Below are 24,425 nucleotides of genomic sequence, written 5' to 3'. Positions count from 1 at the left end.
ACGTTCTTCCTCAGGCTGACCCGGCGTCGGCCTGTCGCACATAGGCCGGTCGGTCCCTGCCGGGACCAGGCGGACCCATCACACCTCCGGCGCCGGGAGTGCGACGGTGAAGACGGTTGCCACTCATCGAAGGAGGGACGGCCATGTCCGAGACAAACCCCGGTCCGGCCGCGCCCGCGTCGAGACCCGCGCTGCTGCTGCGCTTCCTGTCGACGCACGGCGACCGCCGTCACGAACCCGACAGAGCTCGCACCGAATTCGCGGCTGTCCTCGCACGCACGCCTGCGCGCGGTGGTACCGCTGTTATCCCCGCCTTCGCGATCGACCGCACTGAGGTTGTCCTGCATGAGCTCGCCGGGCTGTGTGAAGACGGCATTCTGCCGCGGTCCGTTCCCGTCTATTTGGACAGTCCCATGGCTCTGGCCGCGCTCGATGTCTATCGCGAAGCACTGCGTGCCCGCTCCTCCGGGATCAGGCCCGAGATTCTTGCCCACGATGTCAGCCTGGACCCGTTCCTGGCCTCCCGGTCCGTCCAGGAGTCCATTGACATCAACAGCGCGCCCGGTCCCGCGGTCATCGTCTCTTCGGCCGGGATGGCCACCGGCGGCCGGGTCCTGCACCACCTCCACCGGCTCCTGCCCGATCCACGCAACCGCTCACCCGCCCCCACCGAGGAGCCTGCCATGCCCTCCGCCCGGTACACCGTCAACGATGTCATGACGAAGACCGTCGTCACCGTCACCCCTGACACGGAATTCAAAGAGATCGCTGCCGCCATGAAGCAGTGGAAGGTCACCGCCGTGCCCGTCATCAAAGGCGATGGCCACGTCGTCGGAGTCGTTTCCGAGGCCGATCTGCTCCCCAAGGAGGAATTCCACGGGCACAGACTCGGTTTGATCGAGCAGTTGTACCGCCCGGGCGACACCGCCAAGGCTGGAGCGGTCCGCGCCGAGGAACTGATGACGAGTCCCGCCATCACGGTGAAGCCCGACGTGTTCCTCCCACAGGCGGCCCGGCTGATGGCCGACCAACGCATCAAGCGTCTGCCGGTCGTCGACGCCGACGGCAACCTCAAGGGCATCGTCAGCCGCGCCGATCTCCTCAAGGTCTTCCTGCGCTCCGACGACGACCTCACTGCCGAAATACGTCGCGAGGTCGTCAACCGACTTTTCCCCGCCTCGTCCGTGAAAGTCAGCGTCACCTGGGGCGTGGCCACACTCACCGGTCAGGTCCGCGACGCCACCCTCATTCCCATCGCCGCCCGTCTCGCTCAGTCCGTGGAAGGCGTGGTCGACGTGGACTGCCGGCTCGAAGGAGAGGCATCCGACTGAGCCCGGAAACGGGCGTGCCCCCGCTGGGCACGACGACCGGGACGTGGGCGCGTGCGGCTACCCGGAGCGAGTCCGAGCCGACCGCCATGGATGCGGATCCTCCGCATCCATGAGAGCCGCCGATGATCGTGGCATCGGGACCGGCTTCACCGAGCAGGCATGCGGTTGTCGCCTTCTCGCACAAGGCCGTCGTCGCCGGGACCGCAGGAGCAAGTCGGCGTGGCAGTGCGGCAGCCGCAAGCATGGTGCCGACCGCGACGAGTCCTGTCATGGAAACGCCTGGTTGAGTGCTCTCCATGGTCTCTCCTCGCAGTCCCATGCCCAAGGCGCGGCGAGCACCGACTTGCTACCGGTTTCGGAATTGCTCGGACAGCCCGGCCTCCACCTCGTCCCACTCCTTCTCCCACCCCCGGTACCTGAGAGCCTCCACGAGCTTCGTGAAGCTTTTCCACGCGGCGATGAATAGTCCCGTCGCCACTACGAAGGTCCCTGTCGCCGTCATCCATGCAGATGCATCGGCCGCGCCGGGCGTTGCGGGTGCCCTGCTGGTGACCACGCCTTGAGCAGTGATCCAGATCGGTACGGCCATACCGGCCGGGCTGCCCGCCCAGACGCTGACCACTGCCGTGCGCTCGGTACCGTCCGGCTGCGTCCACCGGACGGGTGCACGCACCGTTGTCTGTGCTGTGACAGCTGCGGCGGGGGCACCCGCGTCGGAAATCAGCCGCGCCTCTACCTTCCTCATATGGGGAAGTGTGTTGACACGCTGTATCTCGGCGTCGTGCACCGCACGGCCCGTGGCAGCCGACACCAGGGGTGCTGTCATCAGGAAAACCACGACCAAGAGCACCCTGCCCCAGCGCTGGATGCGATCCGATGCTCGGATCGGCAGCCCGCGTACACTGGGCGCGTCGTGTCCCTGTCCTCCTCCTTCTCCGGGGTGCGTTTCGTCAGTCATGGTCTGGCCTCGTTCCCCTGCGACAACGGACTCTGCCCGCAGTGCATCGCGAAACCTGTGAGCAGAAGCGGGTACCACCACCCTGCACACCCCGCACTGCTCGCGGCATGGGCTGAGTGGGGCGTGAGGCCGGGCCGGTCGGCCCAAGCGCCGTGTGTCCCCAACGGCACACGATGGAGCGGACGAAGAGCACGCGGAATATTGGCGGGCCTGACGGCCGGACCGGATCCCCCCGAAGGATGTGTGCATCATGGTGCACGGAGAAAGCCACTCATCGGACAGCAAGCCGGACAGAGCCCTGTCGGGAGACCTGGGCCGACGGGTGTCGACGCGTCGTGAGCAGCTCGGACTCAGCCGAGAGGCAGTGGCCGAGCGGGCTGGTTCGGCACCTGGTTACATCCAGTACGTCGAGGAGCGACAGGCTACACCAGGCATCGGGTTTCTGCTGCGGCTAGCCCAGGCGCTGGAGACCACGTTGGCCGAGCTGACCGGTAGCACGACGGAGCTGCCCCCGGGTATCGGCCGCGCTGGCTATAACACCGAGTTGCTCGAACTCAGCCCCGAGGAGTGCCGTCGGCTGTTGTCCACTCACGGCGTGGGCCGGATCGGTGTGACGACGGACGACGGGCCGGCCATCCTGCCGGTCAACTACGTCGTGGACGGTGACCGGGTCGCGTATCGCAGCGCCCGCAACACGCTGCCCGCCACCGCCGCGGACCACCCGGTCGCCTTCGAAGTGGATCACATTGATGAAGCTCTGAGCCAAGGGTGGAGCGTCCTTCTCCTCGGTACAGCGGCAGCCGTCACCGATCCCGAAGCCGCGCGCAGACTGGACGAACTCGCATACACCACTCCGTGGGCCGGCGGCCCGCGGAATGAGTGGCTGACCATCACCCCCACACGCATGACCGGGCGCCGCATTCACGTACTCGAGAGCCACGCTCCTCGGACCGGTGACAGTCCCCGAGATCTCTCGACCTGAAACCGAACGGCAACGGGTCAGGTCGGGCAGGTGACCAGGCTGGTGGCTCGTGCGGCAGCCCGCAGCGTGTCAGGGACATCGCGCCCGGGATGCCGCCAGGGACGGAGGGTTCCATGTCAACGACCAGGAGTCTGCTCGACGTGCTCCCGAGCGAGGGCCGGGCGCGTCTGCTCGACGAGGCGACCGAGGAGGTGCCGCTGGTCCTCGACGCACGCTCTTCGAGGAGGGCAGACGGGCCGACCGCTTCTGGATCATCCGCTCCGGACAGGTTGAGGTCGACCTCCATGTACCCGGCCGTCGTACGTTGGTCGTGGAGACAGTGGGCCGGGACGACCTGTTGGGCTGGTCCTGGCTGTCCACCCCGCATGTGTGGCACATGGGTGCGCACGTGATCCAGGCGGGACAGGCCGTGGAATTCGACGCCGCTGCCGTCCGCACACTGTGCGAGGACGATGCGGTGCTCGGCCGGGCCGTGTACAAGTACGTCGCCGAGACGGTGGCTAAGCGTCTGTACGGAACACGGACAAGGCTGCTGCAACTCTACGGGCCCCAGGCCGAAACCTCCGATGCTTGACGGTCCGGGGCGCGGGACCGTCCGACCCTGGTGCGCCCCCGCTGCGCGGCCCCACGATGAGTGAGCAACAGGATTCACAGCGAGGAGGACACCATGAGCGACGAAAGGAGGTTCTCGGCGCAGAGGCCGATCCGCGTGTTCCTGCTCGACGACCACGAGGTCGTGAGGCGCGGGGTGCAGGATCTCCTGGACGCGGAACCCGATATCGAGGTCGTCGGCGACGCCGGCACAGCAGATCACGCACTGGCCCGCGGCCCGGCGCTCCGCCCCGACATCGCGATTCTCGATGTTCGGCTGCCGGACGGTGACGGGATCACGGTCTGCCGTGAACTGCGTTCACGGATGCCGGAGCTCGCTTGTCTGATGCTCACCTCGTTCGACGACGACGAGGCACTGCTCGATGCGATCATGGCCGGCGCGGCCGGCTACGTGCTCAAGGAGATCAAGGGTTCGGACCTTGTCTCCGCCGTCCGCACACTGGCTTCCGGGCGCTCGACCCTCGACCCGGCGACCACGGCACGGCTGATGAACAGCCTGCGTGAGGAGGAATTCGACACTGAGCCCGCAGAGGACGACGCACTGTCGGGGCTGTCGTCCCGTGAGAAGGACGTCCTCGCTCTGATCGGTGAAGGGCTGACCAACGGCCAAATCGGTAAGCGCCTCTTCCTGTCGAAGAAGACGGTAAAGAATCACATCTCCCGTCTGCTGGCCAAGCTCGGTGTCGAGCGCCGCATCCAGGCGGCCGTGATCGCCGCGCACGCCACGGAACACTCCCCGTCCAATGCCGGGCACCGTCGAAGGTGACCGTACGGCACCCGATGCATCAGGGAATCCGCAATGGCACCCGCCAGTTCAGCCGGGTGCCGCCCTGCCTCGACGCCCCCACACTCATCTCGCCGCCGAGTTTCTCGGCGCGCCGTGCGAGATTGTCGAGCCCGCTTCGCGTACCGCTGTCCTTGGGCATGCCCACACCGTTGTCAGACACGACGAGGTCCAGTGCCCCCTCACCCACCACCATCGAGATGTCCAGCGCCGTCGCCCGTGCATGGCGGGCGACGTTGCTCAGCGCCTCGCCGAGGACCGCGATCACCTGTTCGGCGATCTCGGTCGGCACATCTGTGTCGATCAGCCCTGCCATCCGCAGAGACGGCTGGAAGCCCAGTGTCCGTGCGGCCTGCTCGACCGTGTTCCTCGTACGGGCCCGCAACCCTTGGCCGGCACGGCCCGACTCACGGGCGCGAAGGCCGAAGATGGTGGACCGGATGATCTTGATTGTCTCGTCCAGATCGTCCACCGCGCGCAGCAGTCTCTCGCTCGCCTGTGGCTGTTCCACGAGCCGCACCACGCTCTGCAGTGTCATACCGGTGGCGAACAGGCGTTGAATCGCCAGGTCGTGCAGATCCCTGGCGATGCGGTCCCGCTCCTCCAGGAGGGCGATCTGCTTAGCGGACTCGCGCCGCTCGGTGAGCTCCATCGCCAACGCGGCCTGCCCGGCGAACGCCAGGAGGGGTGAGGTCTCCGAATCGGTGAAGGCGGGACGGCCCCGTACGCGGGCCAGCAGGAGCACCCCACGGGTCCGCTGCCCCGTTTGCATCGGGACCGCGACGGCGGGACCGAGCCCCGTCCATCTCGGGGGGCCTTTGGTGATTCTCGGATCGTGCGCGACATCGAGGCTGGTGATCGGCTCGCCTGCGTCGAGAGCCGCCCCGGCGAACGATCCCTCACGTGGCAGGATCAGGCCACGATGCATCTCGGCGTCCATACCCGACGCCAGCGCCACCCGGAGGGACTGCTCCCCGGCGGGAAGTGCCAGCACGCCGAGGTCCGTGTCGAGGATGTGCGAGGAATGATCGACGATCATCTGCTGGACGTGTGCGTCGTCCGCCCCGCTCAGCAGGCCTGCGACGATTTCGTTGTTGGCTTTCTGCCAGCGTTGACGGTCACGCGTCTCCGCATAGAGACGGGCGTTCTCAATAGCCACTCCCGCTGCCACCGCGAGTGTCGAGAGCACGGTCTCGTCCTCGGCGTCGAATTCGCGGCCGCCCCGTTTCTCGGTGAGGTACAGATTGCCGAACACTTTGTCGCGGACCCGTATAGGAACCCCCAGAAACGAGTGCATCGGGGGATGGTTTGGCGGAAGCCCGTAGGACGACGGATGCTCGGAGAGTTCCGCGAGACGCAACGGCTCAGGATGATGGATCAGCTCCCCGAGAATGCCGTGCCCCTCGGGCAGCGGGCCTATGGCTGCACGTTGCTCTGCCGTCGCCCCCACCGTGAGGAACTGCGTGAGCCGGTTTCCGTCACCGACTACGCCCAAGGCCCCGTACTCGGCATCGGCCACGACGACCGCCGCCTCGACGATCCGTCGCAGCACCTGGGGCAGGTCCAGCCCTCGGCCCACCGACATGACGGCCTCCAGCAGCAGGGCCGCTTCGGCAGGGCCACGCCGCACGACATCGAGGCGCCCAAGGAGATCCTCCGGCAACGTGCTCAGCCGACGGCGCTCCGCGCTGCAGCGGTCGGTTCCGTTGTCGCTCACGGTGCCTCCGTCGTGACTCCCGCGGATCCTGGGCGGGCCACACCTCCACGGTAGTGGGCGCGCACCGAGCGGCACCTCGGGGACTGTAATCGACTCAGCTCGTACAGTCGGGCATTTCCTCCGGACGGTGACCGAAGTCCGCGTAGGCAGCCGGGATCAGCCATGCCGTCCCGGTCCGCCAGGCAGCCTTCGACGAGGTCGCTCATGCTGTGCAGGCAGGAACGGCCCTCGGTGATCAGTCCGGTACCCACTGGCTTGAGTCACCAAGAGGCCTGCCTCGGTGCGGGCCGATCGGCCCAGTCCAGGGCGACAGTGGTACGGCAAGCGGGGAGACTGAATCAGGGATGCACCTTAAGGAGCTTTCGTGGCGGTATTCCGGGACTTCCTGATGCGGTTCCGTCCGGCCGGTTCGCCGGGCCCGGCCACAACGGGTGTGCCCGCAGATCGTTCGGCGGACCTCGCGGCCGAACTGGAGCCAATACTCTCCCGCCTGGGACAGGCAGAGACAGAGGCGCAGCAGATCCGCGAAGCGGCCGCTCAGCGTGCGGATCAGAACCGACGGGCCGCTGCAGACGAGGCCGAGAAAATCGTGGTGCTGGCCCGGATCCGCGCCCGTGAGGTGCGGACGGAGAGCGCCGCGCATACCTACGGTCTGGCCAAGACCGAGGCGGCGGAGTGTCTTGCGGAGTCGGAGCGCAGAGCCGCCCTGCTGAAGCGCCGAGCGCAGCAACGCATGGCTTCCCTCGTCGACCGTGTGCTGGCGGACTGCGGAGAGACCGGCGCCTCGGTGGTGACCGGAGAGGAATGCGCCGGGGGGAGGCCTCGGTGGGAGCGGGATGGGTCGCGGGGGTGACCCGGGCCAGAGCCATGGCGTCGCGCCGTCTGGGAGTCCACTCGGCCCGGGAAGTGGCTGCCGCGGCCACGCTCGGTGACGCCTTCGAACAGCTGGCGGCTACGCCGTATCGGCGCGTGCTCGACGCGGAGGCCGGGCTGGCGGCCGCACAGCGATCCGTAGCGGCGACCCTGCTGTGGCATCTGCGGGTGATGGCGGGCTGGCTGCCGCGTCAAGGGGCTGGCGCGGTCCGCCTGCTGGCGGCCGGCTTCGAGGTCGCCAACGTGGAGGAGCACCTGCGGGTGCTGTCGGGCGCAGCCCCCGACAGGCCGGGCCCGTACCGGCTCGGCGGGTTGGCGACGGCCTGGCCTCGGCTGGCAGAGAGCCGGTCGCCGGTTGAACTGCGGGACGCGTTGGCCGCCTGTGCGTGGGGGGATCCGGGGGGCGACTCGGCGGCTGCGGTGGGCATCGGTGTGCGGATCTCGGCCGCCACCCGCACAGCAGGGGCCGTACCAGAGGCGGTGTCCTGGGCAGCAGGACGTCTTGCCCTGCTGGTCGCCCGAGAGCTGTTCATTCACGGTCGTCGGTTGACGAAACCGTCCGGTCGGCGCGCTGCCCGGGTCCTTGGCCCAGGAGTTCTGCGCGCCGCCACCTTCGCCGACTTCCGTCAGCAGCTGCCGGGCACGGCGCGCTGGGCGATGGACGGTATCGACGAGTCGGCTGACCTCTGGCGAGCCGAGGCGCACTGGTGGACACAGGTCGAGAAGGACGGCTCCGCGCTGCTGCGCGGCTCGCGCCTGGACACCGCCCCGGTCATCGGTGCTGTTGCGGTGCTCTCCACGGACGCCTGGCGGGTACGGGCGGCGCTGGAGTCGGCCGCGCGGGGCGGCGCGCTGGAGGCGTTCGATGCGCTGGGCTGAGGCCGTGACACCGGTCCGCATGCAACGGGTGGCGATCGTCGCGCCGCGCGAGGCACTCCGGGAGATGCTGGTGCGGCTCGCGGACGCCGGGTGCATCGAGATCGACCGGGCCGACGGCGCCGGGCAGGGCGAGCGTGGACCGGCCGCGCGTCGGCTGCAGCTTCTGCGCGCCGAGCCACCGAGAGCGATGCTCTCCGCCGACCCTCCCGACCTCGACGCCCTCGAACACGAGGGCCACGCGGATCTGCTGGCGGGCGAGGCACAGCTTGAGGAGCGTTCCGGCAGCGCTGTGCGGCGTGGAAACGTGGTGGCGCTGGCCGGCTGGTGCCCAGCCGCCGAGGTACCGGCAACGGCTGGGCGAGTGGCCGAGTCCGGCGGCGCGCTCGTGGCGTTGACACCACCGCGGGGCGTCGACCCGCCGACCCTGTTGCGCAGCACCGGACCGGTGCACCGTTCTTTCACACCGCTTGTACGCACCTACGGAACAGTGCCGTACGTCGATGTCGACCCGACGTGGCCGGCCGGGATCGCGTACGTGGTGATGTTCGGCATGATGTTCGGCGACGTGGGGCACGGCGCGCTGCTGCTCCTGATGGCGTTTCTGCTGCGGACCGGCCGCCCCCACAGGCTGGTGCGGCTCCGTGCGATGTGGCCCTTCGTCGCGGGGGCCGGGGTCACGAGCATTGCGTTCGGCTTCGCCTACGGCGAGTTCTTCGGTCCGACGAAGATCCTTCCCGCACTGTGGCTGGCCCCTCTGGACCATCCCGAACAGCTGCTCGCGGTCGCGGGCGCAGTGGGCGCTGTGCTGCTCGCGCTGGCGTACGGCGCGGGAATCGTCAATCGCTGGCGTGAGGGCGGCCCGAAACGGGCGCTGTACGCGGTCTCCGGCATTGCGGGCTCGGCCCTTTTCCTCGGCCTCGTGGGCCTCGCCGCGGGTGGATTTCTGCACCGCACGTACCTCACTTACATGGGAACGGTGATCGCGGCCAGCGGTCTCGTACTGGCCGCCTCGGGACTGTTCACCGCTTCGGGGGGCGGTGCCGCCGGTGCGATGCAGACCGCGGTCCAACTCTTCGACGCGGTGGCACGGATCTTCTCGAACACCGTCTCCTTCGCACGTCTGGCCGCCTTCGGGCTGACGCACGCGGCGCTCGGCGCCGTCGTGTGGCGGGGAACGACCGCACTGGCCCATATGGGTCCGGGCGGGCTGATAGGGGCGGTGGCCGTCTTCACCGTCGGCAATGCCCTGGCGTTCTCACTAGAGGCGTTGGTTGCCGGGGTACAGGCCCTGCGGCTCGAGTTCTACGAGCTGTTCTCCCGGGTCTTCGAGACCTGGGGCCGTCCCTTCCGCCCTTGGCATGTGCCCACGCAACACACGGAGGTGGCACCGTGATCGCCTGGCTCGTCGCCCTTCCCGCCCTCGCGGTCATCTTTACCGTCACCCGCCAGTTGGCGCGCCGGCACGGCCGGGCCGCCCTCCGGTTGATCATCGCCGCCGACGTGCTGCTGTTCGGTGGTGCGCTCGCTCTGCTGATCGTCGCGCTCAGCGGCGGCGCGGCGCGGGCGGCGGCGTCCAGCACAGCCGCTGCCGGGTCCGGTGCCGGGTCCGCCGCTCTGATCGGCGCCGCAATCGCGGTGGCAGGGGCCTCGATCGGGGCCTCGATCGCCGTCGCCTATACCGGAGCGGCGGCGCTGGCCGCCATGAGCGAGCGCCCCGAGCTGTTCGGCCGGGCAATGGTCATCGTCGGACTCGCCGAAGGAATCGCCATCTACGGACTCGTCGTCGCGGTCCTGCTGCTGGGCAAGGCCTGACCATGGGGCGGGTGGTAGCCATCGGAGAACGGGCACGGGTGGCCGGGCTGTCGCTGGCCGGGGTGAGCGTCCTCGTCGCAGAAGACCCCGAGGCGGTACGCCGGGCCTGGCAGAGCGTGTCGGACGAGGTCACACTGGCGATCGTCACCCCGGCCGCGGCCGAGGCGCTCGGCCGGACGCAGGTGCAAGGCACGCGGCCCCTGATCGCGGTGATGCCGACATGACGACACCAACCGCTGGCCGGGCAGAGGCCCTCGCGACGGTACGGGCCGAGTTGCTGCGTGCGGCCCGGGCCGACGCCGAAGCACTGATCGTCCAGGCCACGCGCGATGTCGAGGCGGTGCTCGACCGCGCCAGGAACGAAGCCGAGGAGATCGTGGAACAGGCCCACCGCGAGGGTGCGGCAGAGGGCACCGCCGCCGGAGCGGCGGTACTGCTGCGGGCCCGCCGGAATGCCAGGGCCTGCGAGCAGACTGCCCGCCGGGAAGCATACGAGGAGCTCCGCCACCAAGTGACAGAACGCTTCCGGGCCCTGCGGTACACGGCGGACTATCCCGGCATACGCGACAGGTTGGAGCGGCGGGCCCGGCAGCTCCTCGGTCCCGACGCCGCGGTTGCCGAACAGCCCGGTGGCGGGGTGGTCGGCCACGCCACCGGTCGGCTGGCCGACTTCTCTCTGGACGCCCTGGCCGCCCGTGCGCTCGATCGCCTGGGCGCGGACACGGAAGCCTTGTGGGCGCCGTGACGGGCTCGCCCCGAGCCGATCCCGCGATCCTGCGGGTCGCGGGACCGCTGGTCGAATTGGAGTACACCGGAGACACCGCCATGAACGACCTGGTCTCCCTGGGAGAGGTAGGACTGCCCGGCGAGGTGGTGGCGATCACCGACACTGTGGTGACCGCCCAGGCGTACGAATACACCGGTGGCCTGGCACCCGGACACCGCGCCCACCCCCGGGGCAGTCCGCTGTCGGCGCGACTGGGCCCCGGGCTGCTCGGCGGGATCTTCGATGGCCTGCTCCGCCCGCTGTCGGGCTCCGGCGACTGGCTGCTGCCCGGAAGCGGAGGAAGCGACGACGAGGCGCGTACCTGGGGGTTCACCCCTGCCGTGGCAGTCGGCGATCAGTTGACAGGGGGGCAGGCGCTCGGCGAGGTCCTGGAGGCGGGTCCCGTGCAGACTCGGATCCTGGCACCGCCCGGCTGCACCGGCCAGGTGGAGAAGATCGTCCCGGAAGGCCATTACACCCAGGACTCGCTGCTGGCCGTCGTCGGCGGCACCGAGGTCCGGATGACCGCCGACTGGCCGATCCGCCGGCCGCGCCCCGTGCGTGAACGCCTTGACGCCCGCCGACCGCTGCACACCGGTCAGCGTGCGATCGACCTGCTCTTCCCCGTGGCCCGGGGCAGCACGGTAGCCGTCCCTGGCGGATTTGGGACCGGCAAGACCCTGCTACTTCAGCAGATCGCCAAGTGGTGCGACGCCGATGTCATCGTCTACGTCGGCTGCGGCGAGCGCGGCAACGAAATGGCCGATGTCATCGCCGAACTTTCCGAGCTCGCGGACCCGCGTACCGGAGGCCGGCTGGTCGAGCGCACGGTAGTCATCGCCAACACCTCCAACATGCCGATGATGGCGCGGGAGGCCAGCATCTACACCGGTGCGACGGTCGCGGAATACTTCCGGGACATGGGGCGCGATGTAGTGGTCATCGCCGACTCCACGTCGCGGTGGGCCGAGGCGCTGCGCGAGTTCGCCTCCCGCACCGGCGCCCTGCCGGCCGAGGAGGGATATCCGGCGGGTCTCGCCTCGGCGATCGCCGCGTTCTACGAGCGGGCCGGTGCGGTGACCACCCTTGGGGGTGACCGGGGCTCGGTCACCGTGATCGGCGCGGTGTCCCCGCCCGGGGCGGACATGGCCGAGCCGGTGACCGCCCACACCGAACGGTTCGTACGCTGCCTGTGGACGCTGGACCGCGAGCTGGCCTATGCCCGCCACTATCCGGCGATCTCCTGGGCGGGGTCCTTCTCGCGCGACGCCGACACCCTCGCGGCCGGGCACGCGGAGGCCCGCGACCCGGCATGGCCGGGCAGGCAGGCGGAGATCAGCTCCCTGCTGGCGGAGGCCGACCGGCTCACCGATCTCGTCGACCTGGTCGGCATCACCGCACTCCCCGGGCAGGAACGCGTCAGCGTGCTCGGCGGCCGGCTGGTACGCGAAGGGGTCCTCCAGCAAAGTGCCCTGTCCGACCGGGACGCCTACTGTGGTCCGGAGAAGACCTCGGCGCTGGCAGAAGCGGTCCTCACGGTCATCGCGCGGTGCCGGGAGCTGGCTGCGGCCGGTGTGCCTGCAGGCTCCATCGAGGAGGCGGACTTCGGCCCTCTGCTGCGCGCCCGCGAGGAAGTCGGCCCGCACGACTCTGCGGGCGTGGCCCTCCGGCGGGACGCCGTGCTCGCCGTGCTGAGGGAACTGACGTGACCGCCTGGGGCGAGGTCGAGTACACGGCCGTCCGTGAGCTGCGCGGCCCACTCGCCGTCGTGGAAGGGGTGAGCGGGGTCGGCTGGGACGAGTTCGTCCGGGTCACCCTGGAGTCCGGCGAGCAACGGCACGGCCTCGTGCTGGAAGTGGACCGCGAAGTCGCTGTGGTGCAGGTCCTGGAGGACACCGCCGGCATGGATCCCGCACGCGTGCGGATGGCCTTCGCCGGGGGGCCGCTGCGCATCCCGGTCGGCCCCGGCTGGCTGGGCCGGGTCTGCAACGGTCGCGGCGACCCGGCCGATGGCGGGCCCCCGGTCTTCGGGCCAACCACCGCGGCCGTCGGTGGGACCCCGATCAACCCGGTGCGCCGACAGCCACCCGGAGAGCCCGTACTCACCGGTGTCGCCGCCGTCGACGGGCTCACCACACTGGTGCGCGGGCAGAAGCTGCCGGTGTTCTCCGTCGCCGGTCTGCCCCATCTGGAGCTGGCCGTCCAGATCGCCGCCCAGTCCACCACCGGTGGCGAGCCGTTCTGCGTGGTCTTCGCCGGTATGGGACTTACCCACGCCGATGCCTCCTTCGTCCGAGATGCCCTGGAGGAGCGCTCCGCCGCCCACGAGCTGGTGCTGCTGCTCAACACGGCTGACGAACCAGTCATCGAGCGGATCCTCACCCCGCGTCTGGCACTCACCGTCGCCGAGAACCTCGCGTTCGACGGTGGCAGGCACGTTCTCGTGGTGATGACGGACATGACCAGCTATGCGGAGGCATTGCGCGAGGTGTCCGCGGCGCGCGGCGAGATTCCGGCGCGTCGCGCCTACCCCGGCTACCTCTACAGCGACCTCGCCTCCCTTTACGAGCGCTGCGGGCGGATCCAGGGCCGACCGGGCTCCGTCACGGTCCTGCCTGTGCTGACCATGCCCGCGGGCGACATCACCCACCCGGTTCCCGATCTGACCGGGTACATCACCGAAGGTCAGGTCGTCCTCTCCCGTGAGACCCACGCCCAGGGTGTCTACCCCCCTGTGGACGCGCTTTCCTCGCTTTCCCGGCTGATGCGCAAGGGCGCCGGGCCCGGCCGCACTCGCGACGACCATCTCGACGTCGCGGCGCAACTGCTGGCCGCGCTCGCCCGCGCCCGTCAGGTCCGCGAACTCACCGACCTGGTCGGGGAGACGGCCCTGAGCCCGGCCGACCGCCGGTACCTGGAGTTCGACCAAGCCTTCCTGCACCGCTTCGTAGATCAGCGACCCGACGAACTGCGCACCCTGGACCAGACCCTGGACCGCGCCTGGCAGGTGCTCCTCACCCTGCCCCGCAGTCAGCTCGCCATGCTGCCGACCGCCCTGCTCGACGTGCACGGGGCAGGGACGTGAGCACCCTTCACGTCCCGCCCGGACGTGCCGGACGCCTCCGTCTTCGGCACAGCCTGCACGTCGCCGAGCGCGGCGCGGACCTCCTCGAACAGAAGCTCCGCATCCTGCGCGCCGAGCACCAGCGTCTACAACAGGCCGAGGAAGCCACCGCGCATGTCTGGCAGAAGCGGGTGAAGGAGGCCGAAACCTGGCTGGTGCGCGGTCTCCTGCTGAGCGGGGAGGGAGCCTTGGAGGCGGCGGCGGAAGCGCTGGACCGAACCGACGTCGCGGCCCACTGGACCAGCTTCATGGGCGCCCGGTACCCGGAGGGCGTCTCCTGCACCGTGCCCACGCGCCCCCCTACCATTGCCGCACCGGCCAACACCGCTTTGGTGCACGCCGAGGCCGCGTACCGAGATGCGGTCCGGGCGGCCGCAGAGCACGCCGCGGCCGCAGCCGCCGTCCGCATCATCGACGCGGAGGTGCTGAGCACCCGCCAACGGGTCCGCGCCCTGCAACGCCACTGGATCCCGAATCTGCGCGAGGCACTCGCCCGGACCGACCTCGCCCTGGAAGAGAGCGAACACGAAGATGCCGTCCGACGACGCTGGGCCTCCAGCGTGCGTCGGGAAGAAGGACCGCGCTCCCGATGAAACGCCGGCCACCGCAGGTGCAAAAGGCAGCATGCGGCACCGTCCTGCGGACTCGCCCCCGCAGGACGTACGGGCGAAACACGACAAGTCGGGCGCGCCGGGATCTCCTGTACGCGGACCCGATGCGTGCCGTGCCGCACTCCCCTCCTGTGGTCTGCGCGCGCGATCAATACACCCCCCAGTTCGTCTTTCGGGTTCGCTCGACGGTGAGGTCGAGGAAGTGGGCCGAGCATGAGATGCACGGGTCGTGATTGCGGATCGCCCGTTCGCACAGGGTGGTCAGCTCCGCGTCGGTGGGGTCGCCGTCCCCCAGGCGTTCCTGCACGATGCGGCGGAGGTCCTCCTCGATCGCGCCGAGGTTCTGCGCGGTCGGCGGGACCAGGCCGGCGTCGGTGACGGTCCCTTCGGCGTCGAGGGTGTAGCGGTGGTAGAGCAGACCGCGCGGCGCCTCGGTCGCCCCGTGCCCGGTACCGGCTCGTGCGGGCACGTCGACGTAGGGGCGCGGTGGGGGTTCGTAGGAGTCGATGATGCGCAGTGCCTCGTCGACTGCGTAGAGCACCTCGACCGCTCGGACGATGATGCTGCGGAAGGGGTTTCGGCAGACCGTGCCTTGCCGGGGGTCGCCGAGTCCGGCGTCGTGGGCGGCCTGGAGGGCGATCGACGACAGCCAGCGGCCACTGATGGCGTATCGAGCGAGTGAGCCGGTGAGATGGCGGCGGCCGTCCAGCAGGGAGTGGAGGGCAGTTGAGTGGGGCACTTGGCTCTCGGCGACATGGGCACCGAACTCGCCGACCCCGAAGGTACGCAGGGGCAGCGCGCGGTCGGATCCGGGGGGAAGGCCGGCGGTGTGCGGCGCAGGCATGACGGTCGGGGTTCCGGACTCGATCGCGTAGGTGCCGGGATCGGACAGCGCGAACAGGTCGTTGTCGCATCCGGCGTCGGGGAACTCGAAGCCGGCCACCCAGCGAACGGTTTGGGCCGCATCGTCGCGGGCCCGGCGCAAGCGCTCGGCCAGCGGGCGCAGTTCGGTCGTGCTCGGGGTGCGGTGGAATCCGCCGAGTCGCACATTGACCGGGTGGATCGCCCGGCCGCCCAGCAGTTCGATGATCGCGTTGCCGGCCTGCTTGAGCCGAAGGCCGCGTTCGACGTCGGCACGTCGGGTGCGGGCCATGTCGATGACGCTGTCGCAGCCGAGGAAGTCGGGCGCGTGGAGGAGGTAGATGTGCAGCGTCTGGCTCTCGATCCACTCACCGCAGTAGAGCAGCCTCCGCAACGCGGCCAAGGGTCCTTCCACGACGACGCCGCAGGCGTCCTCAACCGCGCGACAGGCACTCAGCTGGTACGCCACCGGGCAGATCCCGCACACCCGGGAGGTGATATCGGGTGGCTCGGTGTAGGAACGCCCGCGCAGGAATGCCTCGAAGAAGCGCGGAGGTTCGTAGATCGCCAGTCGCGCCTCGGTGACCTCGGCCCCATCCGTGCGCAGGTACAGCGCGCCCTCACCCTCGACGCGGGCGAGCGATCCGACGTGCAACACCCTTGATCCGCGATGGGTCACCCTTCCAGTTCCTTCCGGGAGGCCGCGTCGAACTCGGGAGCGGCGGTATTGAAGGTGCGCAGCACCCGCACCACGTCAAGGGTGTCCATGCCGTCGCGACGCAGAAGGGGGATGAACGAAGGGAAGTTGGTCGAGTTCGACGGGCCGAAGCAGCCGTAACAGCCTCGTCCGTACGCGGGGCAGAGCGCACCGCATCCGGCGTGGGTGACCGGTCCCAGGCAGGGCGTGCCATGGGCCACCGTCACGCAGACCGTGCCGCGCTGCTTGCATTCGAAGCAGACACTGTGCGCGGGTACGTCCGGTTTTCGGCCGGCCAGGTAGGCGGTGATGACCTCCACCAGTTGGCCGCGGTCGATGGGGCAGCCGCGCAGCTCGAAGTCCACGGGAACATGGGCGCTGATGGGTGTGGAGGTGGCGAGCGTCTCGATGTAGTCCGGTCTGGCGTAGACGGCGGCTTGGAAGTCGGCGACGTTGGCGTAGTTACGCAGCGCCTGGACACCGCCCGCGGTCGCGCACGCCCCGATGGTCACCAATCTCCTCGAAGCGGCCCGGATCTGCTGGATCCGGTCGGCGTCCTGCCGGGTGGTGACCGACCCCTCGACCAGTGACAGATCGTACGGGCCCGGCGCGTCGGCACTGGAAGCCTCCAGGAAGTGCGAGATCTCCACCTTTTCGGCGATGCCGAGGAGTTCGTCCTCACAGTCCAGCACGGTGAGCTGACATCCGTCACATGAGGCGAACTTCCACACGGCGAGTCTGGGACGCTCGCTCGAGTTCATGTCACAACTCCCTGACCAGGAGTAGGGATCGGGCCTTGGTCCAGTTGACCACGGGGCCGTCGCGGCAGAGCAGGAGGGGACCGAGCTGGCAGTGTCCGCAGTGGCCGGTGGCACACTGCATGTTGCGTTCCAGCGAGACCCTGACCAGCTCCGGATCCATGCCGCGGTGCACCAACTCGTCGGCTGTGGCCCGGATCATCGGCTCGGGGCCACAAATGAACGCCGACGACGCCCCGGGGCCGAAGACAGCCCGGTCGAGCAGGGTCGTCACCACGCCGACCTCGCCCGTCCACAGCGGGTCCGGGCGGTCCACGGTGGTCAGGACCCGGGCAGCCGACCGCCAACCGCGAATCTCCTCCCCGTAGAGCAGCTCGTGGGGCGTGCGCGCCCCGATGAGGACGTTCAGCCGTCCGTATCGCTCGGGTGCGGCAATCGCGTCACGTACGAGTGGGCGCAGCGGCGCCAGCCCGATGCCACCGGCCACGACGATCAGGTCCGTCCCGGCCGCGGCGAGTAGTTCCCAGCTGGTGCCGAACGGACCGCGCACTCCGACCGTGTCGCCACGCCGCAGCCTGTGCAGCGCGCCGGAGACCGCTCCGACCGTGCGGACGGTGTGCGTCAGCCGGTGCCCGTCGATCCCGGAGACCGACAACGGGATGTCGCCGACGCCGAAGGCGTATACCATCGCGAACTGCCCAGGAGCGAACGGCTGCAGGGCCGAACGGACCGGTTGCAGGACGATGGTGGCGGTGTCGGGCGTCTCGGCCTTGCGTTCCACCACCCGGTACGGAATAGGGGCGGTTCCCGGCCGAGCAGTCGATGATGCGGAGGCCGTCATCACGACTCACCGGCGTCGGGGGGCCCGTACAGGTCGAGCAGGCGGATTCGGGTGGACTTCAACCGCCGTGCGATCACCTGCGCAACGCAGTTGGTCAACGCCAGGCCGAACGACGGATCCTTTTCACACGCGGCTCGGACCCGCTCCGCGTCGAACTCTGACGCCGATACGGTGCTGCGGGCCTGCGCGCCGAGGTGCCAACGGTACGGCTCGAACAGCCAGGACCAGCCCAGCAGATCGCCTTCGCCGAGGGTCTCCACGACTGCCTCGGACCGGCCCGGTACGTGGATGTCGAGCGCGACGTGCCCGGAACGAATGATCCAGAACCGGTCGGCGACGCCTCCCTCCTCGAAGATACGGGTGCCATCGGGGAAGGAGACATCGCGGGCAGTCGCGACCAGCTGCTCGCGGTGGCCGGGCGGCAGGGCACCGAGAAAGCCGTGGCGGACGACGGTCATGCCGGGTTCTCCCCCGTATCCTGCCGAGCGGCCTCCCGTTCCAGGTTGAGCGCGTGGGCCTCCTCGGTGATGTCGATGCCGACCGGGCACCACACGATGCAGCGTCCGCAGCCGACGCACCCGGAGCTGTCGAATTGGTCGTACCAGGTGCCGAGTTTGTGGGTGGCCCACTGCCGGTAGCGACTGCGCGAGGAGTTGCGGACCGGTCCTGCCTGCAGGTGGGAGAAATCCAGGTCGAAGCAGGACTCCCAGCGCCGCCACCGCTCGGCGTGGTCTCCAGTGAGGTCCGTGACGTCCTCGGTGGTGGTGCAGAAGCAGGTCGGGCAGACCATGGTGCAGTTTCCGCAGGTCAGGCAGCGGGCCGCGACGTCGTCCCAGCGCTCGGCCGTGAGGGTCTCGCGCATCAGCAGCTGCAGGTCCACCGGCGGCATGCTGCGGCCCATGCGATCCGCCGCGTCGGCGACACGCTCACTCGCCGCGGTCCGAGTCGCGGGGTCGGCGGGGCGATGGGGCAGCTCGGCCAGGACCGACTCTCCCTCCTCGCTCCCGATCCGCACCAGGAATCGGTGTCCGTCGGAATCGAGCACCTCGGTCAGCGCCAGGTCGTAGCCGGGCCCCACAGCCGGCCCGGTGCCCATGGACACGCAGAAGCAGGTGGCACCCGGCTCGGTACACTCCGCCGCCACCAGGAAGGCCCGCTCACGACGCCCACGGTACGCCGGGTCGTTGTACCTCCCGCCGGTCAGCACCCGGTCCTGAATCGCGATGGCCCGCAGGTCGCAGGGGCGCACGCCGAGGAACGCGTACGACGACGGTGATGTCCGGTCCTCGGTCACCACCAGCTCGCCGTCGGCACCGCGGTCGGCTGTCCACTGCCGCTCGCGCGGCGGGTGCAGAAACCTCTTCCAGGACTGAGGGCCCGCACTGTGCGCGAACACGGCGCCGTCCTCGCGGGCACGCAGCCGGTAGACACCTGCCTCCAACTCGACTCCCCAACCGTAGGGGAGTTCCGCACCGCCGGAGATTTCGGACAGGACGATCGCCCCGTCGCGGACGGTCGGTCCCACGACCGTCCGCCCACGCCCGGCCAGGACCGTGATCAGCGCGTCCAGGCCGTCCTTGCCGATCACCGCGGCCGTGCCGCCGTCGTCCGCCATCGCCAACCTTTCGACGCCGCCGATGATGCCTTCCCGGCCAGTATGCGCACGGACCTGCTGCCCGACAGGGGCCGACCGGCCCCTGCGTGGTCCAGGTGGCTGCGTCCGTCACCCCGAACGGACCCCACGCGGACCCCGAACAACTGGCGAGCCCGTCCGGCGGGAAGGGGTAAGTGCGTGAGCCTCTCCACGCGGATCGCCGTCATCGGCGTCGGGAACGAGTTCCGCCACGACGACGGTGTGGGCTGGGCCGTCGTGGCCCAGTTGGCGGAGCGAGCCGAGGCACGGCCGCTGCCGAGGGGGACCGCGCTTCTGGTGTGCGACGGCGACCCCGCCCGACTGATCACTCTGTGGGAAGACGCCGACCTCGCCATCGTGGTGGACGCCGCACACGCACACCCCGGGCATCCCGGTCGGCTGCATCGCCTGAAACTGGACGACGGGAAGCTGCCGCAGACAGGCAGTGCGATAAGTTCCCACGGGCTCGGGCTCGGCGACGCCGTCGAACTCGCCCGAGAACTGGACCGTCTGCCCGGACAACTGATCGTCTACGCCATCGAAGGAGCCGATAGCAGCCTGGGCACCGGCCTGTCAGCACCGGTGGCAGCCATCGTGGAGCCGCTCACCGAACGCATCGCGAAAGAAATCGCGCTGCACGTGGGTTCTGCCGGCAGCCGATAGGCGCGAACTGGTTGCGTACGCCGACCCGCCTCGTCGAGCACGCCGTTCCGGGTCCACGCGGCGAAGCCGTCTCGGCGCTGTTCCGGACTTCGAGCATCGAACTGCCCACACCCCGCGTGGGGCGTTCCAGGCAGTGATGACCTGCACCGTCCAGAGCGCACTCGAATTCCCTCCCGAGGTCCATCATCACGCTGGGCGACAGCTCGGGTACCCGGTCGAACGAGAGCCCGGACAACGAGTGCGTGGACCGCGTGCCGGCCTACGGAAGTGGGGACTCCGGCGTCACTCTGCGGCAGAGTTCAGATGATCGATCACTTCGGTCACATCATCGATGTCCTTGATCTCCGCGAGAAGCCGCGGGACATCGGCTTCCTCCATCCGGCCACTGACGTCCACCACGCCGTTGCGCACGGTGACCTCGACGGTTTTCCCCGCAGCCGGGAAGACTTCGGCGAGGATCCTCGACTCGATCTCCTCGCGAATCCCGGCATCGTCGCGTATCAGCGCATTGAGCAGTGCGTTCCTGTGCACGACACCGATCAGGCGGCCCTCGTGGTCCGTCACCGGCAGGCGCTTGAGACGCGACAAAGACACAAGCCAGGTGGCTTCGGCAACGGTCGAACCGGGGAACACGGTGACAGCCGGAGTGGTCATCAGCGTCTCGGCAGTCTCAGCACGGGCCTTGTCGTGCAGCCGCCGCTCCCTCAGACGGCCGATGGCGCCGGGTTCGTATCCGGACGCTTCGACCGCGGCCTTCGCCAGCAGGTCGGACTCAGATACCACGCCCATCACGCGGTCGTCTGCGTCGACCACCGGCAGGGACCCGACGTGTTCACGGGCCAGGCTCCGGGCGATGTCCAGAAACAGCATGTCGCCGTGCACCGATGCGGCCGGTGCGTCCATGACGTCACGGACCAGTAGCGGCGCGGATTCGGCACCGGACACCGGCTTGGCGGACTCCTTCACCCGCCCGGCTGGAGCCGACTCGGGAGCGGTCGGGCGCCGTGCCGCCGCCTGCTTGGCGGACACCGTGGCCACCGCCCCGAGGTAGCGCAACAGCATGTCCTGCCGTTGTGGTTCGTCGGGCGTCCATGCCTTCCCGGGCACCGCGCGGCGGGCTTCGGCCGCTGCCGCGATGTTCTCGCGCTCAGTCATGGTGGGCTCCTCCACTCTTGCCGAGCCGGCCTACGTTCCCAGTCTTCCGCTGCTGTGGCAGGCGCCAAGGGCCGGTCGGCCCCAACAAGACAGGCGGTGAGTCCGGAAGGGGCGCAGGGCAGGAGGACCGTCTTCGTGGGTGTCCGGGGAGCAGGCGCAGTCGATCCTCTCCGAGGTGGCTCGTGAGGCTGGCCCGTACGCCGACCGGGACGAACGAGCAGCGGTGTGGGGGAAGCCCCTGCGCGATACCCCGCTGGGGCCGCTACGTCTCAACGCCCGGCACGCGGGGCGGTGGTGCCACGGCCGCTGCAGTGTGGAGGCTGAACGCTCACCACTGGACGTACCGGAGGGCCGTCTCTTCAGGCAGGCCCCGAACGTCGCCAACGGTGTTCACTTCGCAGCGCAAATGACCTCGACGAAGTGGCCCACCTGCTCCTCCGGTAGGCAACGTGCGAGGTCCGCCTCGCTGATCATGCCGACCAAGCGATGGTTCTCGATTACCGGCAGCCGCCGGATCTTGTGCTCCTCCATGGTCCGCCGAACGTCATCCGTGTCGGCCCCGGCGTCAATGGTGATCGGCTTGCCCTCCTCGAGCATGCCTGCGGTCATGCTCTTCGGGTCCTTGCCCTTGGCGAGACACTTCACCACGATGTCGCGGTCGGTGATAATCCCGTGGAGCCTGTCGTCCGGACCGCAGACCGGGAGGGCCCCGACGCCCAGCTCACTCATCCGGCGTGCCGCGTCCTCCAGCGTCTCGTTCTCCTGGATGCAGGATGCACCAGCGTGCATGATCTCCCGTGCAGTGGTCATGATCCTCTCCTTCGAGCTTCTACGTGGGCAGAGCCCGTAGATTCGGGCACGCCCAGATCTGGTACCCCTTGAATCCAGTGTGGATTCCTCGTATCCCGTACGCATGCCAGCGAAGAGGAGCCACCACTTCAGCCCTCGCTGCGAGAAGGTCGCCGGAGGTGTTGCACCTCCTTGTACAACTGTCGGCCGTGGAGCTTCCGTCAGGCGTCCGAATCCTCAATGGGGGCGTCAGCAGCCGTTTCGCGTTCGCTCATCAGTGAGGTCGAGGAAGTGGGCGGATCGTGATTGCGGAGCGCCCGTTCGCACAGGGCGGTCAGCTCCACATCGGTGGAGCTGTGTCTCCCACGCGTTCCTGCGCGTTGCGGCGAACGTGCACCTCGACCGCGCCGAAGTTCTGCGCGGCCGGCGGTACCAGGTCTGCGTCGGTGACGGTCCCCCGGCATCGAGGGTGTAGCGATGGTGGAGCAGGCCGCGCTGTTCAGGTTCCGTGACCGGATCCGCGGACCACGACGACGGGGCACGGCGCATGCTGCACGCAGTGCTGGCCAACCGACCCCAGAAGGGCCTGGTTGAATCCGCCGTGCCCCCGGTTGCCTACGACCAGCATTCGAGCTCCTGCGGCGGCATCGAGCAGAACGGCAGCCGGGTGCCCGTGGGCCGAGATGGGACGGAGGTCGACCGTCCGTGCCGGGCCCGGGCCAAGGGCCTCGTCGATCGCCTGATCCAGGATCTTGCGTGCCTGCTTCTGGTAGTCAGCCGGATCCTTGTCTGTGGGCGGGGCCAAGCCATACCAGGCCGTCGGGAAGTCCCAGGCAATAGTCGCGTCGACCACGCCACCCATCAGCTTCGCCTGGCCGACCGCCCACCGCAGGGCTGCCTTCGACGATTCGGAGCCATCGACACCCACAACAATCCGCGGAACTGATGTTGCTTCGTCACCCATCACGCACCTGCCTGGTCGCGCTTGGCATCCTCTTCTCACCATCCCTGTGGCAGCCGCGGGCCGCCACCTCGATGGGGCGTCGATGACGTATGCCGACGGCTGTACCTCGCGGCCCTCGCACTTGGACAGCAGCCCGGTGGGCTGCTCGAAGACGCCGTCTCTCTGTTATTTGGCGAAGTGGCCGCAGACGATTTCCCTATAGGCCCCCCAGTAGACGCTCCAGAGAGGCACTCACTCGCCCATGGAAAGGCCGTCAACTAGGCTCTGGATCACAGCGCACGATTGAGCCGGTGGTGTTGCGGAGGTAGGTGACTGTCCACCGGGCCATGCCCCCCTGCCACCGCACGTTGCTGCCCTTCGGCGGTGGCGACCGGTGTCTGAGCGGCCGGAATCCGCGGCAACCGGCCGCGAGGGCTGGGAGGCAGGCCGTCCTGTGCGGCCGGGCACTCACCGGCGAGCCCGAGGGTGAACACGTGCTCCGCCGTGCCGTCCAATTCGCAGCGGACAGCCATGCCCAGCTCATCGGCGTCCACGTCCGTGAACCCACCGGCCTCGTCGAACCCGACCCGCCCTGGCTGGAGGGCCAACGCCGCCTCCTGACCGAACTCGGCGGCCGCTATGCCCAGATCGCCGGAACCGACGTGGCCCAAGCCATCCTCGACTTCGCCGAAGCGGAGCGGTCCCGCAACCTGGTCCTGGGCGCCAGCCGGCGCACCCCCGGATACGAACTCCTGCACGGCTCGGTGATCAGCCGCGCCGTCCACCGGGCCGGGCCGGACGAGCTCCACGTCATCCCGTTCCGCCGGCCTCCCAAGCGGCCTCTCACCGCCCGACTCCCGCACCTCAGCCGCCACCGGCGGGTGCCCCTGCCTCCTCGGCGCGCGGCCGTCGGCTGGCTGCTCGCCGTCGTGGCACCGCTTGCGGTCGCGGTGGCCCTGCTCCCGGCCCGGGCCACCCTCGGGCTGGCCGGAGCACTGTTCTGTACGCTCCTGGCCGTCGTCCTCACCGCCGTCGTCGGCGGCATCCGCCCCGCCGTCACGGCCACGCTGATCGGCTTCCTGGCCGCGGACGTCCTCTACACCCGCCCCTACCACAACCTGCGCATCGGCCACCTGATCGACCCGGTCGCACTGCTCGCCTTCGCCGTCGTCGGCGCCACCGTAGGGCTCCTCATCGACATCCTGGCCAGACGCGGGCTCCAGGTCGCCCGCTCGCAGAACGAGGCCGAGAACCTGGCCCGCCTGGTCGCCGATGTCATCGCTGATGGCCCAGGACCCCGGCGGAGCTGGTGGACGCCGTGCGCCGCACCTTCGACCCGGACGCCATCGCCCTCCTGCGCCCCACCGAAACGGGCTGGCAGACCGAGGCCGCAGCGGGCGGCCCACTCCCCGCCACTCCCGACGAAGCCCCGTTCAGCGTCGAGCTCTCCGACGGCCGCGTCCTTGTGATGGCAGGCGGCAGGCTCACTGCCCGTGACGCGCAGCTCCTGCGTGCCTTCGCCACCCAGCTACGCCTGAATCAGGAGAAGATCCAACTCGGTCGGCTGCACCGCGGCTGATCGGGTCGATCCGTACGTCACCGGAGCGCCGCGCGGGTGGTGGTGAGTTCCGTATGA

The 24,425-nt window shown here is 69.4% G+C and carries 25 protein-coding genes; 15 read left to right on the top strand and 10 right to left on the bottom strand.

What is annotated here, in order from left to right; all coding sequences use genetic code 11:
* Window positions 1-143 precede the first annotated feature (143 nt).
* The gene (locus ABT115_RS30870; protein WP_502969071.1) at window positions 144-1,331 is read left to right on the top strand and encodes a CBS domain-containing protein; all 1,188 of its coding nucleotides are present in this window, start codon (window positions 144-146) and stop codon (window positions 1,329-1,331) included.
* Between the two features lie 346 nt (window positions 1,332-1,677).
* On the opposite strand, the gene ABT115_RS11540 is transcribed toward ABT115_RS30870, so the two are convergent.
* Window positions 1,678-2,289: an Rv1733c family protein gene (locus ABT115_RS11540; RefSeq protein ID WP_502969070.1), complete on the bottom strand. Its 612-nt coding sequence runs from the start codon at window positions 2,287-2,289 to the stop codon at window positions 1,678-1,680.
* 250 nt (window positions 2,290-2,539) lie between these two features.
* On the opposite strand from ABT115_RS11540, the gene ABT115_RS11535 reads away from it, so the two are divergent.
* The 3 genes from ABT115_RS11535 to ABT115_RS11525 all read left to right on the top strand — a co-directional run bounded on the left by ABT115_RS11535 (window position 2,540) and on the right by ABT115_RS11525 (window position 4,649).
* Complete coding sequence (locus tag ABT115_RS11535) at window positions 2,540-3,271, top strand: helix-turn-helix domain-containing protein (RefSeq protein ID WP_351787010.1); 732 nt, start codon at window positions 2,540-2,542, stop codon at window positions 3,269-3,271.
* Between the two features lie 49 nt (window positions 3,272-3,320).
* Window positions 3,321-3,845: a cyclic nucleotide-binding domain-containing protein gene (locus ABT115_RS11530; RefSeq protein WP_351787008.1), complete on the top strand. Its 525-nt coding sequence runs from the start codon at window positions 3,321-3,323 to the stop codon at window positions 3,843-3,845.
* A 93-nt stretch (window positions 3,846-3,938) separates the two neighbouring features.
* Window positions 3,939-4,649, top strand: a complete 711-nt coding sequence (locus tag ABT115_RS11525) for a response regulator (RefSeq protein ID WP_351787006.1) — start codon at window positions 3,939-3,941, stop codon at window positions 4,647-4,649.
* A gap of 19 nt (window positions 4,650-4,668) precedes the next feature.
* On the opposite strand, the gene ABT115_RS11520 is transcribed toward ABT115_RS11525, so the two are convergent.
* Window positions 4,669-6,384, bottom strand: a complete 1,716-nt coding sequence (locus ABT115_RS11520; RefSeq protein ID WP_351787003.1) for a sensor histidine kinase — start codon at window positions 6,382-6,384, stop codon at window positions 4,669-4,671.
* Window positions 6,385-6,748: 364 nt separating this feature from the next.
* On the opposite strand from ABT115_RS11520, the gene ABT115_RS11515 reads away from it, so the two are divergent.
* The 9 genes from ABT115_RS11515 to ABT115_RS11475 are packed head-to-tail and all read left to right on the top strand — an operon-like array spanning window position 6,749 to window position 14,431.
* Window positions 6,749-7,237 carry a hypothetical protein gene (locus tag ABT115_RS11515; RefSeq protein ID WP_351787000.1) on the top strand — a complete coding sequence of 163 codons (489 nt, stop codon included), beginning with the start codon at window positions 6,749-6,751 and terminating at the stop codon, window positions 7,235-7,237.
* Window positions 7,210-8,136 (top strand): hypothetical protein, encoded by a 927-nt coding sequence (locus ABT115_RS11510; RefSeq protein WP_351786997.1) that lies wholly within the window; start codon window positions 7,210-7,212, stop codon window positions 8,134-8,136. Before ABT115_RS11515 ends, ABT115_RS11510 begins: the two co-directional genes overlap by 28 nt.
* The gene (locus ABT115_RS11505; RefSeq protein WP_351786994.1) at window positions 8,123-9,529 is read left to right on the top strand and encodes a V-type ATPase 116kDa subunit family protein; all 1,407 of its coding nucleotides are present in this window, start codon (window positions 8,123-8,125) and stop codon (window positions 9,527-9,529) included. The genes ABT115_RS11510 and ABT115_RS11505 overlap by 14 nt, the downstream gene beginning before the upstream one ends.
* Window positions 9,526-9,948 (top strand): ATP synthase subunit C, encoded by a 423-nt coding sequence (locus ABT115_RS11500; RefSeq protein WP_329815511.1) that lies wholly within the window; start codon window positions 9,526-9,528, stop codon window positions 9,946-9,948. Before ABT115_RS11505 ends, ABT115_RS11500 begins: the two co-directional genes overlap by 4 nt.
* A 2-nt stretch (window positions 9,949-9,950) precedes the next feature.
* On the top strand, window positions 9,951-10,172 hold the full coding sequence (locus ABT115_RS11495) for a V-type ATP synthase subunit F (protein WP_351786990.1): 222 nt from the start codon (window positions 9,951-9,953) through the stop codon (window positions 10,170-10,172).
* Window positions 10,169-10,693: a hypothetical protein gene (locus tag ABT115_RS11490; RefSeq protein WP_351786987.1), complete on the top strand. Its 525-nt coding sequence runs from the start codon at window positions 10,169-10,171 to the stop codon at window positions 10,691-10,693. Before ABT115_RS11495 ends, ABT115_RS11490 begins: the two co-directional genes overlap by 4 nt.
* Window positions 10,681-12,423: a V-type ATP synthase subunit A gene (locus ABT115_RS11485; RefSeq protein ID WP_351786984.1), complete on the top strand. Its 1,743-nt coding sequence runs from the start codon at window positions 10,681-10,683 to the stop codon at window positions 12,421-12,423. The genes ABT115_RS11490 and ABT115_RS11485 overlap by 13 nt, the downstream gene beginning before the upstream one ends.
* Window positions 12,420-13,799 carry a V-type ATP synthase subunit B gene (locus ABT115_RS11480; protein WP_351786981.1) on the top strand — a complete coding sequence of 460 codons (1,380 nt, stop codon included), beginning with the start codon at window positions 12,420-12,422 and terminating at the stop codon, window positions 13,797-13,799. Before ABT115_RS11485 ends, ABT115_RS11480 begins: the two co-directional genes overlap by 4 nt.
* A complete protein-coding gene (locus ABT115_RS11475; protein ID WP_351786978.1) occupies window positions 13,796-14,431 on the top strand; it encodes a V-type ATP synthase subunit D in 636 nt (211 codons plus the stop codon). The genes ABT115_RS11480 and ABT115_RS11475 overlap by 4 nt, the downstream gene beginning before the upstream one ends.
* Window positions 14,432-14,597: 166 nt before the next feature.
* Here ABT115_RS11475 and ABT115_RS11470 read toward each other — a convergent pair whose 3' ends face one another.
* The 5 genes from ABT115_RS11470 to ABT115_RS11450 are packed head-to-tail and all read right to left on the bottom strand — an operon-like array spanning window position 14,598 to window position 19,221.
* Complete coding sequence (locus tag ABT115_RS11470) at window positions 14,598-15,989, bottom strand: Ni/Fe hydrogenase subunit alpha (protein WP_351786975.1); 1,392 nt, start codon at window positions 15,987-15,989, stop codon at window positions 14,598-14,600.
* Window positions 15,986-16,768 carry an NADH-quinone oxidoreductase subunit B family protein gene (locus tag ABT115_RS11465; protein ID WP_351786972.1) on the bottom strand — a complete coding sequence of 261 codons (783 nt, stop codon included), beginning with the start codon at window positions 16,766-16,768 and terminating at the stop codon, window positions 15,986-15,988. Before ABT115_RS11465 ends, ABT115_RS11470 begins: the two co-directional genes overlap by 4 nt.
* 1 nt (window position 16,769) lies before the next feature.
* On the bottom strand, window positions 16,770-17,606 hold the full coding sequence (locus ABT115_RS11460) for an FAD/NAD(P)-binding protein (RefSeq protein WP_351786969.1): 837 nt from the start codon (window positions 17,604-17,606) through the stop codon (window positions 16,770-16,772).
* A complete protein-coding gene (locus ABT115_RS11455; RefSeq protein WP_351786966.1) occupies window positions 17,606-18,064 on the bottom strand; it encodes a cyclic nucleotide-binding domain-containing protein in 459 nt (152 codons plus the stop codon). The genes ABT115_RS11460 and ABT115_RS11455 overlap by 1 nt, the downstream gene beginning before the upstream one ends.
* Entirely contained in the window at window positions 18,061-19,221 is a 1,161-nt protein-coding gene (locus ABT115_RS11450) for a 4Fe-4S dicluster domain-containing protein (protein ID WP_351786963.1), read from the bottom strand. Before ABT115_RS11450 ends, ABT115_RS11455 begins: the two co-directional genes overlap by 4 nt.
* 177 nt (window positions 19,222-19,398) lie before the next feature.
* Between ABT115_RS11450 and ABT115_RS11445 the strand changes: the two genes are divergently transcribed.
* Window positions 19,399-19,902, top strand: coding sequence for a hydrogenase maturation protease (locus ABT115_RS11445; RefSeq protein ID WP_351786960.1), 504 nt, complete (start codon window positions 19,399-19,401; stop codon window positions 19,900-19,902).
* 282 nt (window positions 19,903-20,184) lie between these two features.
* Here ABT115_RS11445 and ABT115_RS11440 read toward each other — a convergent pair whose 3' ends face one another.
* From ABT115_RS11440 to ABT115_RS11430, 3 genes are all read right to left on the bottom strand, one after another.
* Window positions 20,185-21,057, bottom strand: a complete 873-nt coding sequence (locus tag ABT115_RS11440) for a CBS domain-containing protein (protein ID WP_351786957.1) — start codon at window positions 21,055-21,057, stop codon at window positions 20,185-20,187.
* A 390-nt stretch (window positions 21,058-21,447) separates the two neighbouring features.
* On the bottom strand, window positions 21,448-21,867 hold the full coding sequence (locus ABT115_RS11435) for a CBS domain-containing protein (protein ID WP_351786954.1): 420 nt from the start codon (window positions 21,865-21,867) through the stop codon (window positions 21,448-21,450).
* A gap of 478 nt (window positions 21,868-22,345) precedes the next feature.
* Entirely contained in the window at window positions 22,346-22,810 is a 465-nt protein-coding gene (locus ABT115_RS11430; RefSeq protein WP_351786951.1) for a universal stress protein, read from the bottom strand.
* Window positions 22,811-23,136: 326 nt separating this feature from the next.
* Between ABT115_RS11430 and ABT115_RS11425 the strand changes: the two genes are divergently transcribed.
* A complete protein-coding gene (locus tag ABT115_RS11425; RefSeq protein WP_351787111.1) occupies window positions 23,137-24,258 on the top strand; it encodes a DUF4118 domain-containing protein in 1,122 nt (373 codons plus the stop codon).
* Window positions 24,259-24,425 lie beyond the last annotated feature (167 nt).

It is taken from the genome of Streptomyces sp. NPDC001832 (assembly GCF_040297265.1).
In the GTDB taxonomy this organism is placed as follows: domain Bacteria; phylum Actinomycetota; class Actinomycetes; order Streptomycetales; family Streptomycetaceae; genus Streptomyces.
The sequence above is the reverse complement of the archived record's forward strand: the minus strand, read 5'-3'. Positions and strand labels throughout refer to the sequence as shown.

Bases quoted from the DNA above. Each gene is read 5' to 3' on its own strand.
- ABT115_RS30870 (WP_502969071.1), top strand. From the start codon at position 144: ATGTCCGAGACAAACCCCGGTCCGGCCGCGCCCGCGTCGAGACCCGCG.
- ABT115_RS11540 (WP_502969070.1), bottom strand. From the start codon at position 2,289: ATGACTGACGAAACGCACCCCGGAGAAGGAGGAGGACAGGGACACGAC.
- ABT115_RS11535 (WP_351787010.1), top strand. From the start codon at position 2,540: ATGGTGCACGGAGAAAGCCACTCATCGGACAGCAAGCCGGACAGAGCC.
- ABT115_RS11525 (WP_351787006.1), top strand. From the start codon at position 3,939: ATGAGCGACGAAAGGAGGTTCTCGGCGCAGAGGCCGATCCGCGTGTTC.
- ABT115_RS11505 (WP_351786994.1), top strand. From the start codon at position 8,123: ATGCGCTGGGCTGAGGCCGTGACACCGGTCCGCATGCAACGGGTGGCG.
- ABT115_RS11495 (WP_351786990.1), top strand. From the start codon at position 9,951: ATGGGGCGGGTGGTAGCCATCGGAGAACGGGCACGGGTGGCCGGGCTG.
- ABT115_RS11490 (WP_351786987.1), top strand. From the start codon at position 10,169: ATGACGACACCAACCGCTGGCCGGGCAGAGGCCCTCGCGACGGTACGG.
- ABT115_RS11465 (WP_351786972.1), bottom strand. From the start codon at position 16,768: ATGAACTCGAGCGAGCGTCCCAGACTCGCCGTGTGGAAGTTCGCCTCA.
- ABT115_RS11460 (WP_351786969.1), bottom strand. From the start codon at position 17,606: ATGACGGCCTCCGCATCATCGACTGCTCGGCCGGGAACCGCCCCTATT.
- ABT115_RS11455 (WP_351786966.1), bottom strand. From the start codon at position 18,064: ATGACCGTCGTCCGCCACGGCTTTCTCGGTGCCCTGCCGCCCGGCCAC.
- ABT115_RS11450 (WP_351786963.1), bottom strand. From the start codon at position 19,221: ATGGCGGACGACGGCGGCACGGCCGCGGTGATCGGCAAGGACGGCCTG.
- ABT115_RS11440 (WP_351786957.1), bottom strand. From the start codon at position 21,057: ATGACTGAGCGCGAGAACATCGCGGCAGCGGCCGAAGCCCGCCGCGCG.
- ABT115_RS11435 (WP_351786954.1), bottom strand. From the start codon at position 21,867: ATGACCACTGCACGGGAGATCATGCACGCTGGTGCATCCTGCATCCAG.
- ABT115_RS11430 (WP_351786951.1), bottom strand. From the start codon at position 22,810: ATGGGTGACGAAGCAACATCAGTTCCGCGGATTGTTGTGGGTGTCGAT.
- ABT115_RS11425 (WP_351787111.1), top strand. From the start codon at position 23,137: ATGCCCCCCTGCCACCGCACGTTGCTGCCCTTCGGCGGTGGCGACCGG.